12 protein-coding genes and 1 riboswitch are annotated in these 13,415 nt (G+C 66.2%); of the genes, 5 read left to right on the top strand and 7 right to left on the bottom strand.

Annotated elements, in window-relative coordinates; all coding sequences use genetic code 11:
- Positions 1-214: 214 nt before the first annotated feature.
- From paaA to paaE, 5 genes are read left to right on the top strand one after another with little or no spacing between them, the layout of a single operon-like run.
- Positions 215-1,225 carry a 1,2-phenylacetyl-CoA epoxidase subunit PaaA gene (gene paaA, locus ACO2Q9_RS12820; RefSeq protein ID WP_423311934.1) on the top strand — a complete coding sequence of 337 codons (1,011 nt, stop codon included), beginning with the start codon at positions 215-217 and terminating at the stop codon, positions 1,223-1,225.
- Positions 1,222-1,527 carry a 1,2-phenylacetyl-CoA epoxidase subunit PaaB gene (paaB, locus tag ACO2Q9_RS12815; protein ID WP_423311932.1) on the top strand — a complete coding sequence of 102 codons (306 nt, stop codon included), beginning with the start codon at positions 1,222-1,224 and terminating at the stop codon, positions 1,525-1,527. The genes paaA and paaB overlap by 4 nt, the downstream gene beginning before the upstream one ends.
- The gene (gene paaC, locus ACO2Q9_RS12810) at positions 1,524-2,333 is read left to right on the top strand and encodes a 1,2-phenylacetyl-CoA epoxidase subunit PaaC (protein WP_423311930.1); all 810 of its coding nucleotides are present in this window, start codon (positions 1,524-1,526) and stop codon (positions 2,331-2,333) included. Before paaB ends, paaC begins: the two co-directional genes overlap by 4 nt.
- Entirely contained in the window at positions 2,327-2,851 is a 525-nt protein-coding gene (paaD, locus tag ACO2Q9_RS12805; protein WP_423311928.1) for a 1,2-phenylacetyl-CoA epoxidase subunit PaaD, read from the top strand. Before paaC ends, paaD begins: the two co-directional genes overlap by 7 nt.
- A gap of 12 nt (positions 2,852-2,863) precedes the next feature.
- Complete coding sequence (gene paaE / locus ACO2Q9_RS12800) at positions 2,864-3,976, top strand: 1,2-phenylacetyl-CoA epoxidase subunit PaaE (protein WP_423311926.1); 1,113 nt, start codon at positions 2,864-2,866, stop codon at positions 3,974-3,976.
- A 23-nt stretch (positions 3,977-3,999) separates the two neighbouring features.
- Here the strand turns inward: paaE and ACO2Q9_RS12795 are convergent, their stop codons facing one another.
- From ACO2Q9_RS12795 to pncA, 7 genes are all read right to left on the bottom strand, one after another.
- Positions 4,000-5,001 carry a Bug family tripartite tricarboxylate transporter substrate binding protein gene (locus tag ACO2Q9_RS12795; RefSeq protein WP_423311924.1) on the bottom strand — a complete coding sequence of 334 codons (1,002 nt, stop codon included), beginning with the start codon at positions 4,999-5,001 and terminating at the stop codon, positions 4,000-4,002.
- A 134-nt stretch (positions 5,002-5,135) separates the two neighbouring features.
- Positions 5,136-5,960 (bottom strand): methylenetetrahydrofolate reductase [NAD(P)H], encoded by an 825-nt coding sequence (gene metF, locus ACO2Q9_RS12790; protein ID WP_423311922.1) that lies wholly within the window; start codon positions 5,958-5,960, stop codon positions 5,136-5,138.
- Positions 5,961-5,970: 10 nt separating this feature from the next.
- On the bottom strand, positions 5,971-6,753 hold the full coding sequence (locus ACO2Q9_RS12785) for a TlyA family RNA methyltransferase (protein ID WP_423311920.1): 783 nt from the start codon (positions 6,751-6,753) through the stop codon (positions 5,971-5,973).
- Positions 6,754-6,822: 69 nt separating this feature from the next.
- Positions 6,823-8,268, bottom strand: a complete 1,446-nt coding sequence (ahcY, locus tag ACO2Q9_RS12780; protein WP_423311917.1) for an adenosylhomocysteinase — start codon at positions 8,266-8,268, stop codon at positions 6,823-6,825.
- A gap of 72 nt (positions 8,269-8,340) precedes the next feature.
- Positions 8,341-8,412: riboswitch (S-adenosyl-L-homocysteine riboswitch) on the bottom strand.
- Between the two features lie 34 nt (positions 8,413-8,446).
- Complete coding sequence (locus ACO2Q9_RS12775; RefSeq protein ID WP_423311915.1) at positions 8,447-12,139, bottom strand: molybdopterin cofactor-binding domain-containing protein; 3,693 nt, start codon at positions 12,137-12,139, stop codon at positions 8,447-8,449.
- Entirely contained in the window at positions 12,136-12,621 is a 486-nt protein-coding gene (locus tag ACO2Q9_RS12770) for a (2Fe-2S)-binding protein (RefSeq protein ID WP_423311913.1), read from the bottom strand. Before ACO2Q9_RS12770 ends, ACO2Q9_RS12775 begins: the two co-directional genes overlap by 4 nt.
- A gap of 31 nt (positions 12,622-12,652) precedes the next feature.
- The gene (gene pncA / locus ACO2Q9_RS12765; protein ID WP_423312476.1) at positions 12,653-13,372 is read right to left on the bottom strand and encodes a bifunctional nicotinamidase/pyrazinamidase; all 720 of its coding nucleotides are present in this window, start codon (positions 13,370-13,372) and stop codon (positions 12,653-12,655) included.
- Positions 13,373-13,415: the final 43 nt, after the last annotated feature.

The following is a 13,415-nucleotide window of genomic DNA, read 5'->3' as shown; positions in this document are numbered from 1 at the left end:
ATCAGAATGTCGCAATCCGTTACCGTTTAGCAAAACGTGTGCCCGCTCCGACCGGCCTGCCCCCAACCCTTCTGCGTTCGGAAAACGCAAAGAAAAACAAGATGGCACCACGACGGGGAACGGAGTTGACCAAATGATCAGGAAATTAACCGACCGATCGGTCGGTTAATGAGTACAATGGTGCTTCGCACCCGCACGGTGCGGGGAGACACGCATGTATACGCAAGCGCTCGATGTACCGGATCGCACAACACCCCACGCGCGCAGCAAGGCGACGGTCGAACCGCGCGAACTGAAGGACGCCTTCGACGCCCGCATCGCTGCCGACCGCAAGATCGAGCCGCAGGACTGGATGCCCGAGGCATACCGCAAGACGCTGGTGCGCCAGATCAGCCAGCATGCGCACAGCGAGATCGTCGGCATGCTGCCCGAGGGCAACTGGATTTCGCGAGCACCGAGCCTCAAGCGCAAGGCCATCCTGCTGGCCAAGGTGCAGGACGAGGGCGGCCACGGCCTCTACCTCTACAGCGCCGCCGAAACACTGGGTACCAGCCGCGACCAGCTGCTGGACGCCCTGCACACCGGCAAGGCCAAGTACAGCAGCATCTTCAACTACCCCACCCTGACCTGGGCCGACGTGGGCGTGATCGGCTGGCTGGTGGACGGCGCAGCGATCATGAACCAGGTGCCGATCTGCCGCTGCTCGTACGGGCCGTATGCGCGCGCGATGATCCGCATCTGCAAGGAAGAAAGCTTCCATCAGCGCCAGGGCTTCGAAAGCCTGATGGCGATGATGGGCGGCACTCAGGCGCAGCGCGACATGGTGCAGGACGCGGTGAATCGCTGGTGGTGGCCGGTGCTCGCGATGTTCGGCCCGCCCGATGCCGACAGCCCCAACAGCGCACAGGGCATGGCCTGGGGCATCAAGCGCATCGGCAACGATGAATTGCGCCAGAAGTTCGTGGACGCCACGGTGCCGCAGGCAAAGATCCTCGGCGTGACGCTGCCCGACCCTGACCTGAAATGGAACGAGGAACGTCAGCAGCATGACTTCGGCGCGATCGACTGGGACGAATTCCGGGCCGTGGTCAACGGCAACGGCCCGTGCAACAAGGAACGCCTGGCCACGCGCGTGAAGGCGCACGAAGACGGCCAGTGGGTGCGCGATGCGGCCCTCGCGCATGCCGCAAAACAACGGACCCGCCAGATCAAGGAGGCCGCATGACGCAAACCCGGCAAGGTGCGGCCAACGAATGGCCGCTGTGGGAAGTATTCGTGCGCTCCAAACAGGGCCTGGAGCACAAGCACTGCGGCAGCCTGCATGCCGTCGACGCCCAACAGGCGCTGCAGATGGCGCGTGACGTCTACACGCGCCGGCAGGAAGGCGTGAGCATCTGGGTCGTGCCTTCGGCCAACATCACCGCCAGTGAACCGGACGACAAGCCCGAGTTCTTCGACCCGATGGCCGACAAGATCTACCGCCATCCGACGTTCTACGAAATTCCTGACGAAGTGGGGCACATGTGAGCCCCGCGGCAGTTCCCGCTCCCGTTTCCGCGTCGCAGGACTACCTGCTGCATCTCGCCGACAACGCGCTGGTGCTCGGCCAGCGCAACGCCGAATGGTGCGGCCACGGGCCTGTGCTGGAAGAAGACATCGCGCAGGCCAACATCAGCCTGGACCTGATCGGCCAGGCGCGTCTTCTCTATCAGCACGTCGCTGCGCTGCGGGGCGACGGCAGCACCGAGGATTCGCTCGCGTACTTTCGCGACCCGCGCGAATTCCGCAACTTCACGCTGCTCGAATTGCCGCATCGCGGACCGCTGGCCGGGCCGGCTGCCGCCGACCGCGACTATGCCGTCACCATCGTGCGCAACTTCCTCTACAGCGCGCTGATGCTTCTATGGTGGGACGCGCTGCAATCGTCGAAGGATGAACAGCTGGCCGCCATCGCCGCGCGCTCACTCAAGGAAACGCGCTACCACCTGCGCCACTCGCGCGACTGGCTGGTCCGGCTGGGCGACGGCACCGACGAATCGCATGCACGCATGCAGTCGGCGCTCGACCATCTGCTGCCGTACACGCGCGAATTCTGGTCCGGCTCCGCGATGGAGGCGCAGGCCCTGGCCGATGGCACGGGCGTGGCGCTCGACGCGCTGCAGGATGCGTGGAACGAACTCGTCAACGACGCGCTGCTCGAGGCCACGCTGTCGCGCCCCGATGCAGCGGGCCATCTGTCACGCGGCAAGGACGGACTGCACTCCGAGCATTTGGGCTTTCTGGTCGGCGAAATGCAGAGCCTGGCGCGACAGCATCCGGGAGCGACATGGTGAGTGGAGCGCTGGAAGCGCGCATCCACACCGCGCTGGACGGTGTGTACGACCCCGAGATTCCCGTGGTGTCGATCCGCGAACTCGGCATCCTGCGCGACGTGCGCATTTCGGGCGATACCCTGGAAGTGGTGATCACGCCCACCTACAGCGGTTGCCCCGCGATGGAACAGATCGGCGATGACATCCGCAACGCGCTGGCCCGGGAGCATGTGCAGGTCCGCGTCGTCACGCAGCTTGCACCGGCATGGACCACCGACTGGATCACGCCCGCCGCCCGTGACAAGCTGCGCGGATACGGCATCGCACCGCCCAGTCATGCTGCAGCCCAGCCGGAGGGACTGCACGCTTGCGGCAAGGTGCTGCAATTCAGGCGCCCGACCGCGACACCGCCTGTACCCTGCCCGCTCTGTGGCTCCGACGACACGACGGAGACATCGCACTTCGGCTCGACGGCCTGCAAGGCACTCTATCGCTGCCTTGCCTGCATGGAGCCGTTCGACCACTTCAAACCGTACTGAGCCTCGCAGCCCATGCCAGCCGCCCGCCATTTCCACGACCTTCCCATCCGCCGTGTGACACCCGAAGCAGCGCGCGCCGTCGCGCTCACGTTCACAGTGCCACCGGAACTGCGCGAAGTCTTCGCGTTCGAGCCCGGCCAGTTCCTCACACTGCGTGCCGACATCGACGGACAGCAGCAGCGCCGCAGCTATTCCATCTGTTCGAGTCGCGCACGCTATGCGGATGCGGGCGAGCTCGACATTGCCATCAAGCCGGTCGAAGGCGGCGTGTTCTCCAACTGGGCTGCCACCAACCTGCGCGCCGGTGATCAGATCTCGGTGATGCCGCCGGACGGCCGGTTCACGCCGCGCCTGCCGGGCGCGATGCATCGCGTGGGATTTGCCGCAGGCTCCGGCATCACGCCGCTGCTGTCGATCATCGCCAGCACGCTGGCGGCTGACCCGGACTCGCGCTTCACGCTTGTCTATTCCAACCAGCGCGTGGGCACCATCATGTTCCACGAGGCGCTGCAGGATCTGAAGGACAAGTACCCCGCGCGGCTCACGCTCATCCACCTGCTCTCGCGCCAGCCGCAGGAAGTGGCGCTCTTCAACGGGCGTCTCGATGCTGCCAAGGTCGGCGAGCTGCTTGCCACCGTGCTGCCTGCAGACAGCATCGATGAGGCCTTCATCTGCGGCCCCGAAGGCATGATCGATGCGACGCAGGCCGCACTGCAGGCCGCGGGCATCGAGCCTGCGCGCATCCATGCCGAGCGCTTTTTTTCGGCCGGTGCCACCACCTTGCAGCGGCCCGCCCCGCAAACGGCACCGGCAGCCGCTACCTCCACCGCACCCACGCCCGGGCAAGACTTCGAGCTCGACGTGGTGATGGACGGCAAGACGCACCGCTTCGGCATGCAGGACACGGATACCGTTCTCGACATCGCGCTCGAAGGCGGGCTGGACCTGCCCTATTCGTGCAAGGGTGGTGTGTGCTGCACCTGCCGCGCCAAGGTGCTGGAAGGCCGCGTCGAGATGGCGCGCAATTTCACGCTCGAGCCCTGGGAAATCGACAAGGGCTTCGTGCTCACGTGCCAGGCGCGGCCGCTCACGCCGCGCGTGGTGGTGAGCTATGACGAACGTTGAGCATCGCGGGCTCTGGCGTCACGTCATTCCGGCTTGATGTTCAGGTCCTTGACGACCTTGGTCCACTTCGGCACTTCGCGCGTGATGAAGGCGCGGAACTCCGCCGGCGTCGTGCTGCTGGGCAGCATGCCCTGCGACGTCAGCGAGTCCTTCACGTCCGGCGAGTTGACGCCCGCCACGGCCGCGGCGTTCAGCTTGTCCACGATGTCCGCCGGCGTTCCGGCAGGCACCATCAGGCCTTGCCAGACCGTGTTCTCGAAACCGGCGAAACCGGACTCGTCGAGCGTCGGCACGTTGGGCAGCAGCGGATGGCGCGTGCGCGTCGTGACAGCCAGCGGCACCAGCTTGCCTGCTGCAATGTGCGGCAGCACCACCGGGATGTCGGAAAAGACGGAGTCGATCTGCCCGCCCAGCAGGTCATTGACGGACGGCGCATTGCCCTTGTAGGGCACATGCAGCAGCTTGGCACCGCTCATGCTGGAAATCACTTCACCTGAAATGTGCATGGTGGTGCCCGCGCCCGAAGTGCCGTAGGTGATGGTGCCGGGCGCGGCCTTCGCCTTCTGGACGAACTCCGCAATCGTCTTGTACGGCTTGGCAGGACTGGTGACCAGCACGAGCGGCGACGTCACGAGCACGGTCACGGGGGCGAGGTCGCGCAGCGCATCGAGGCTGTGCTGCGGATTGAACAACGGATTGATCACCACCGGACCGGCCAGCGCGACGAGGACCGTGTAGCCATCGGCGGGCGACTTGGCGACGAAGCTCGCTGCCAGCACGCCACCGGCACCGGGCCGGTTTTCCACGACAACGGGCTGGCCGAGTGTCTGGGCCATCTTCTCGCCGACCTTGCGGGCCAGCATGTCCGTCGCGCCGCCCGGCGGGTAGGGAACGATCAGCTTGATGGGCCTGGACGGGAAGGCCTGGGCCCATGCGCCGCCTGTCGCTGCCATCGCTCCCGCAGCCACGGCAATCAGAACGGCCCGGCGCGAGAAGCCACAAAGCCGTGAAAAGTAAGTGCTCATAAACGCTCCGCAAAGAAAAGAGGAATGAACAGGAGCCAGCCGCAACTGGCTACCCTCGTTTCTAACGAAGCAAAGATCGAGCCAAAATCGATTTAAACCCTAATATCGATGAATCATATGCTTATGGATTCGACTCAACCTAATCGATCACAAAGATCCAGCGTCGCGGCGCTCTGGTTCATCGTGTAGAAGTGGATGGCAGGTGCACCGCCGGCGCGCAGCCGCTCGCACAGATCTGCCACGACATCCAGCCCGAACGACTTGATGGACGCCGTGTCGTCGCCGAAAGCCTGCAGGCGAAGACGGATCCAGCGCGGTATCTCGGCGCCGCACGCATCGGAGAAGCGCATCAGCTGCATCGAACTGATGATCGGCATGACGCCCGGCACGATGGGAATCGCCACGCCCTTGGCCCTGGCTTCATCCACGAAGCGGAAATACGCATCGCTGCTGTAGAAATACTGCGTGATTGCCGAATCGGCGCCCGCGTGCACCTTCGCCACGAACGCCTGCAGGTCCGCCTCGGGCGAGCGGGCTTGCGGATGTGTCTCCGGATAACACGCGACTTCGATCCAGAAATCGCGGCCGGTCTCCGCGCGGATGAACGCCACCAGATCGCTCGCGTACTGGAACTCGCCGCCCGCGCCATACCCGCTGGGCAGATCGCCGCGCAGCGCGACCAGGCGCTTCACGCCCATTGCCTTCAGGTCGCCGAGTTGCTGGCGCACGCTCTCGCGCGTGGCGCCGATGCACGAGAAATGGCTGGCCGCAGGCACGCCTTCGGACAGGATCTCACGCACCGTGCTGAACGTGCCTTCCTGCGTGGAGCCGCCAGCGCCATAAGTCACCGAGCAGAATTCGGGCTGGAGCGCATACAGCTTCGCACGCACGGCGCGCAGCTTCTGTGCGCCTTCGGGCGTCTTGGGCGGGAAGAATTCAAGACTGACTGGAAGACCCATGGCCTCCTCCTCAAGATTGGTTTGTTGCCAGAACAAAAAACTCACGGTTGCCGTCGCCCCCTGCGATCGGACTGTCGAACCAGCGCTGCACCTGCAAGCCCAGGCCGGCGCAGCAGTCGCGGATGCGCCGCTCGACCACCGCATGGCTCGCGGCGTCCTTCACGATGCCGCCCTTGCCGATCTGCGCGGGTTGCAACTCGAACTGGGGCTTCACCAGCATCAGCAATTCGCCGCCACTTTTCACGAGCGGAACGATCGCCGGAAGCACCAGCGTCAGCGAGATGAACGAGAGGTCACCCACCACCAGATCGAACGCGACAGGCCACGCACCCGGCTCAGGCGCAGCGGCATACGCCTGCTGCAAGCCGGCTGCAGACAGTTCGCGAGCGTTCACCCCCTCGATGCACAGCATGCGCGCGGCACCGCGCAGCGATTCGTTCAACTGGCCGTGCCCCACGTCCACACCCACCACGCGTGCCGCGCCGTGACGCAGCAGACAGTCGGTGAAGCCGCCGGTGGACTGCCCGACATCGAGGCAGTCCCTGCCGTCCACCGTCACGCCGCTGGCCGCCAGCGCACCTTCGAGCTTCAGTCCGCCGCGCGACACATAGCGCGCCTCCGCGTCGTCCAGCAACTCGACTTCGGCATCTTGCGGCACCTCGTCGCCATTCTTCGCAGCCTTGCGCCACTCGCCCCCGGCCAGCCGCCAGCGCACGCCGCCCGCAATCAGGCGCTGCGCCTGCGAGCGGGACGTGGCAAGACCTCGTTCAACGAGCATCTGATCAACACGCATGGCGATGGTGTCAGCAACGATGCAGCCCAGGACGCCACGGAACCGGCGCCGCAGGCGTTTCGGGGGTGATCAATACCTGTACGTGTCAGGCTTGTAAGGACCGTTCTTGCTCACGCCGATGTACGCAGCCTGCGCATCCGTCAGCACCGTCAGCTCGGCACCGAGCTTGGACAGCTGCAGGCGCGCGACCTTCTCATCGAGGTGCTTGGGCAGCACGTAGACCTGGCCGACCTTGTATTCCTTCTGCTTGGTGAACAGCTCGATCTGCGCGATGGTCTGGTTCGCGAAGGACGACGACATCACGTAGCTGGGGTGGCCCGTGCCGCAGCCCAGGTTCACCAGGCGGCCCTTGGCCAGCAGGATGATGCGCTTCTCGGGCTTCTTGCCCTTGGCCGGGAAAATCACGTGATCGACCTGCGGCTTGATCTCTTCCCACTTGTACTTCTCGAGCGACGCGACGTCGATCTCGTTGTCGAAGTGGCCGATGTTGCAGACGATGGCCTGGTCCTTCATGGCGGCCATGTGCTCGTGGCGGATCACGTCCTTGTTGCCCGTGGTCGTCACGAAGATGTCGGCCTTGTCGGCGGCGTATTCCATCGTCACGACGCGGTAGCCTTCCATGGCGGCCTGCAGCGCGTTGATCGGGTCGATCTCGGTTACCCACACCTGTGCGCTGAGGGCACGCAGTGCCTGGGCCGAGCCCTTGCCCACGTCGCCGTAGCCTGCGACAACCGCAACCTTGCCGGCGATCATCACGTCGGTGGCGCGCTTGATGCCGTCCACCAGCGACTCGCGGCAGCCGTACAGGTTGTCGAACTTGCTCTTGGTCACCGAGTCGTTCACGTTGATGGCGCGCATCTTCAGCGTGCCCTTGGCGGCCATTTCGTTCAGGCGGTGCACGCCGGTGGTGGTTTCTTCGGTCACGCCGATGATGTTCTTCAGGCGGCGGCTGTACCAGGTCGGGTCCTGCTTGAGTTTGGCCTTGATGGCAGCGTGGAGGATCTTTTCTTCCTCGCTGGTGGCCTTGCCCAATGCCTTGATGTCCTTCTCGGCCTTCGCACCCAGGTGCATCAGCAGCGTCGCATCACCACCGTCGTCCAGGATCATGTTCGGGCCTTCGGTCTTGCTGCCCTTGGGGCCGAACTCGAAGATGCGGTGGGTGTAGTCCCAGTAGTCTTCCAGCGTTTCGCCCTTGACGGCGAACACCGGCGTCCCGTTGGCAGCGATGGCCGCGGCCGCATGGTCCTGCGTGGAGAAGATGTTGCACGAGGCCCAGCGCACATCGGCGCCCAGCGCTTCCAGCGTTTCGATGAGCACCGCGGTCTGGATGGTCATGTGCAGCGAACCGGTGATGCGCGCGCCTTTGAGCGGCTGCTTCTTCGCGAACTCGTCGCGGATGGCCATCAGGCCGGGCATTTCGGTTTCGGCAACGCGGATTTCCTTGCGGCCCCAGTCGGCGAGCGACAGGTCGGCGATGGCGTAGTCTTTGGCAACGGGTTTGAGAACGGCGTTCATGGTTGGCTCCTGATTGAGAGTTCACCACGGCCCGGGGCTGCATGCTGGAAGGACAAGCTCACGCCACAGGACCGTGGGTGAGCGCAGTTGGGACTGTTCCGAGCCTGGCCCTGTTGGGAAGGGGTCGCAGCGCTCCTCGGAAGATCGGCATTGTAGCGCCGGACTCGCCGGCCCGCATTCAGTGGCGCGACCGTCGCACGCGCGCCACCTCGGCGGGCAGATCGCGCCATGCGGGCTTGCCCGGCGCGTACCGCGCGCGCATGTAGCCTGCGAGTTCGGCGATCTGCGCATCGCTCATGGCGTCGCGGAAGCCCGGCATGAAACCGATGTCGCGCGTCGCCGGTTCACGGATGCCGTCGAGGATCACACGCAGAAGGTTGTCGGGCCGGTCGCTGTGCAGGTTGGTGTTGAGGGCCAGCGGGACATTCGCGCCCAGCAACGTGGGGCCGTCACCGTCGTGATGGCAGGCTGCGCAGGCACCGTCAAAGAGTCGTTGCGCAGCGCCCGGCGGCGGCGCGCTGCGTTGTGCGGCGGCGTGCGCCGGTGCATCGCCAGGCGCATTGAACGACGCGAGGTAGGTGGACATCGCGCGGATGTCCGCGTCGGGCAGCGCAGCGAGGCCCTGGATCACGGGTGCCATCGGCCCCGAGGCGACACCGTGGTTCGCGCTGTAGCCCTTGCGCAAATACGAGAAGAGATCGTCCGCCGTCCACGGCATCGGTGATTTCGAGAGCGATGTGAGCGCGGGCGCTTCCCAGCCATCGATCAGCGTGCCCGACAGCCATGCGGGCTCGCCGCCCTTTTCTGCACCGAACGCGTTGCGCGGCGTATGGCAGGCGCTGCAGTGGCCGAGGCCATTGACGAGGTAGGCGCCGCGGTTCCACTCGGCCGTCTGCGTGGTCACCGGCTGGTAAGGCGTCGCGTCGTGGAACATGCCGTTCCACACGGCCATCAGCGGCCGCACGTTGAACGGGAAGCGGAGCTCGTTGGGCGGTGTCTGCGCACGCACCGCCGGCTGCGACATCAGGTAGGCGTAGATCGCCTCGAGGTCTTCGTCGCTCGTCTTTGCGAACGCGGTGTACGGGAACGCCGGGTAGAGATGATGGCCGTCGCGCGAGATGCCTTCGCGCATCGCGCGCTGGAAAGCGCTGAACGACCAGCGGCCGATGCCGGTTTCCGCATCGGGCGTGAGGTTGGTCGTGTAGATCGAGCCGAAGGGCGTTTGCATCGCGCGTCCGCCGGCATTGGGCGTGCCGCCGGGCGCGGTGTGGCAGACCACGCAGTCGCCGGCAGCGGCGAGCTGGCGACCCTTCTCCAGCGTGGCGGTGCTGTACGGTGACACGGCCGTCGGCGCAACAGGCGCGATGGCAGGGCGCCAGCCGAGCAGCGCGGCGCCCAGACCGAACACGCCTGCCGTGATGGCGAGACCGCGTGACCACCAGGGCCGTGCGCGCGGCGGCTCGGCACTGGCGGGCCAACGCGCGGGGGCGGGGTCGAGCACGGGATCGACCGCGTGGAGAGGCGTTGCCGGCGGTGCGTCCGGCGCCGGAAGCGCCTGCTGGTCGAGCGCTGCCCGCACCACTTCCGGCGTGAACGGCGGCTGGCGCAGGCGCACACCGGTTGCATCGAAGATGGCGTTGGCAATCGCCGCCGTGCCCGGCACCGACGACGACTCGCCCGCGCCGAGCGAAGGTTCGCCCTGGCGCGGCATGTGCATCACCTCGATCACCGGCACTTCGCGGAAGCTGAGGATCGGATAGCTGCCCCATTCGAGGTTGTGCACCGGTGAGGGCGGCTTCGTGACGGCGGTGCTTCCGGTGACGGTCGGTCCGCCGGGCGCACTGCTGAACGTCACCTGCTCCTTGAGCGCGCGGCTCGTGGTCTGCAGCACGTTGCCATGCACCTGATGCTCCACGCCGGCGGGGTTGATCATCATTCCCGCATCGTGGCCCACGACCACGCGTCGGACGTGCACCTCACCCGTTCTGCGGTTGACGTCCACATCTGCCACCCACGCCGCCCACGCGGCACCGAAGCCCGGCCACTTGCTGTGGATGTAGCGCGCGTAGGCGAAGCCCTGGCCGCTGACGATGTCGCCCTCTTCTCCATCGGCCGGCTTCGGACCTGTGCGCACGCGCCAGCCCGCGCGGTCCGCCGTGGCGCGCACGAGATCGGCGGCACGTTCGTCCTGCAGGTACTTCAGGCGGAACGCGACCGGATCCTCGCCCGCCGCTGTGGCGAGTTCGTCGAAATACGACTCGTGCGCGAAGCTGTTGGGCAAGGCAGAAACGCCGCGCAACCACGACGCACGCACGATCGGCGCCATGTCGTTCACGGTGACGCGCAGGTTGTCGACCGCATACGGTGGACGCGCGGTGCGGTCGCCCATCTCGTAGGCCTGCGCATGCGGCTCGATGGTGCGCGTGAGCAGCAGCGCCAGTGTCGGTGAGCCGTTCGACGGATACGAGGTCTCGAAGTCATAGGCCGCGACCGAGCCGTCGGCATTGAGCCCGCCACGCACCTGCATCAATTGTGCAGTGCCCTTGGGCTCCCACGCGTGCTCCTGTTCGCGCGTGAGCTGCACGCGCACCGGCGCGCCGACCGCGCGCGACAGCAGTGCGGCATCGGCCGCCACGTCATCGGCGCAGTTGCGGCCGTAGCAACCGGCCGCTTCCATGCGGATCAGGTCGACCGAGACGTCAGGCATGCCCATGAGCCGCGCGAGATCGGCGCGCAGCACGTGCGGGTTCTGCGTGCCGGCCCAGACGGTCATGCGCGCATCGCCGCCTTCGGGGGGCGCGCGCCAGTCGGCCACCGCGCACGACGGTCCGATGGACGCGTGCATCTGGTAGGGCCAGACGTAGGTGCGCGGCATGGAATGCGCAGCGCCGGCAACGCCGGCATCCACATCACCTTCGTCCACGAGTCTGCGCGATGTGGAGGGATTCGTTCGCAAGGCCTGCGCGAGGTCATCGAGCGGCGGCAGGCCCGGCCAGGCTTTCCACGCGACACGCAATTCACGCATCGCCTGTTCGGCATGTTCTTCGCGCTCCGCGACGACGCCGACGAAATCGCGGATCACCACCACGGCGCGGATACCCGGGATGTGCGCGATCGACGACTCGTCCACCGACTCGAGCGTGTTGCCGATGAAGTCACCATGGTCCGCACCCGCATACGGCGGCCGCACCACCCGCCCATGCAGCATGCCGGGCACGCGCATGTCATGCACGAAGACAAGCTCGCCGGTTGCCTTGGCCGACAGGTCCACGCGCGGCGCGCTGGTGCCGACCAGCGTGTAGTCGGCCGGGTTCTTTGCGTTGGTCTTCGGGTCGAGCTGGAGTTCGGTGTGCCCGTCACCGACGAGTTCGCCATAGCCGATGGATCGTGCAGACGCTGCATCGATCACCGCGCCCTCGCGGACCATCAGCGTCGCCGCCTCGACACCGAACCGGTCCGCCGCGCGCGCCACGAGCCAGTGCCGCGCCTGCGCCGCCGCCAGTCGCAGCGGCACCGAGTGGATCTGGATCGACGCGCTCGCGATGGTCGCACCCTGGTTCGGCGCACGCGTGGTGTCGCCCAGCACCATGTTGACCCGCTCCATCGGCACGTCGAGCTCTTCCGCTACGATCTGCGCAAGCGCCGTCCGGATGCCGGTGCCGAGATCGACGTGCCCGTTCAGCGCGGTGACACTGCCGTCGTTCCACACCGCAACGAGGATTTCGACACCTTCGGCCGGATTGGCCGGCACCGCAGCAGGCTGGCCGGGAACCGGCGCGGGCGGCGGTGGCGGATCGCGCACGACCACGACCACGCCGCTGGCCGCATGGAAGTCCGCGCGCGACAGCGGCGCATCCGCGCGCCGGTTCATGTGGCGTTCATCCGCGATGCGGCAAGGCACGCGGCCTTCATGATTTCCACATGCGTGCCGCAGCGGCACAGGTTGCACGACAGTTCGCGGCGGATCTCGGCCTCGCCGGCCTGCGGGTCGCGCGCGAGCAGCGCGGCGGTCATCATCACCATGCCGTTGAGGCAATAGCCGCACTGCGCAGCCTGCACTTCGATGAAGGCCTGCTGCACCGGGTGCGGCGCGTCGCTGGTGCCCAGCCCTTCGAGCGTGGTGATCTCGCGGCCCACGACACCGCCCGCCGGGATGACGCAGGCCCGCGCCGCGACGCCATCGACCAGCACGGTGCAGGCCCCGCATTCGCCGAGCCCGCAGCCGTACTTGGGACCGTTGAGCGCAAGGTCGTTGCGCAGCACCGCCAGCAGCGACGCATCGGGCGACGCCGGCACGTCATGCCCGACTCCATTGACACGGAGCCTGAGTGTCGGCGCGACGGCTTTTTGCATCCGCTGGCGATGGCTCGCAGTGATCGACGTCTCAGACTTCGATGTCGGACGACTGGATGCGCTTCACACCCTTGGCCTGCATCTGCTTCCAGGCAGCAGCGAGCGAGCCGTTGAGGTCGATGGCGCGCGTGGCGTCCTCGATCACATAGGTTTCGAAGCCGAGCTTGCGGGCATCCATGGCCGTCCACGCCACGCAGAAGTCGGTGGCAAGACCTGTGACGAACACGGTCCTGATGCCACGCGCCTTGAGGTAGCCGGCCAGGCCGGTGGTCGTCTTGCGATCGGCTTCCTCGAAGGCGGAGTAGCTGTCCACCCCCTTGTGGAAACCCTTGCGGATGATGAGCTGCGCAGTAGGCAGCTTGAGGTCTTCATGCAGCGCGGCGTCTTCGGTGCCCTGCACGCAATGGTCGGGCCACAGCACCTGGTTGCCGTACGACAGCTTGGTGGTCTCGAAGGGCTTCTTGCCGTTGTAGGTACTGGCGAAGGACGCATGTTCCTCGGTGTGCCAGTCCTGCGTGACGACGATGTTCTCGAACGCGGCCGACAGCGAGTTGATGACAGGCACGACTTCCGCGCCACCCTTCACCGGCAGCGTGCCGCCGTCGACGAAGCAGTTCTGAACGTCCACGACGATCAGCGCCGAATTGCCCTTGGGCTTGATCTTGCCCGCTGCCAGCAAAGGCGCGGCGACGCCGAGGCCGCCGACCGCGCCGAGTGCGCCGGCCGTCTTGAGAAGGTTTCTGCGATTCATCCGGTTCAGGGTATTCATGGTGTGTGCTCCTGGTTGAAGAAAA

Origin of the sequence: Variovorax sp. VNK109 (assembly GCF_049445855.1) — a bacterium.
GTDB lineage: Bacteria > Pseudomonadota > Gammaproteobacteria > Burkholderiales > Burkholderiaceae_C > JAGOCV01.
The sequence above is the reverse complement of the archived record's forward strand: the minus strand, read 5'-3'. Positions and strand labels throughout refer to the sequence as shown.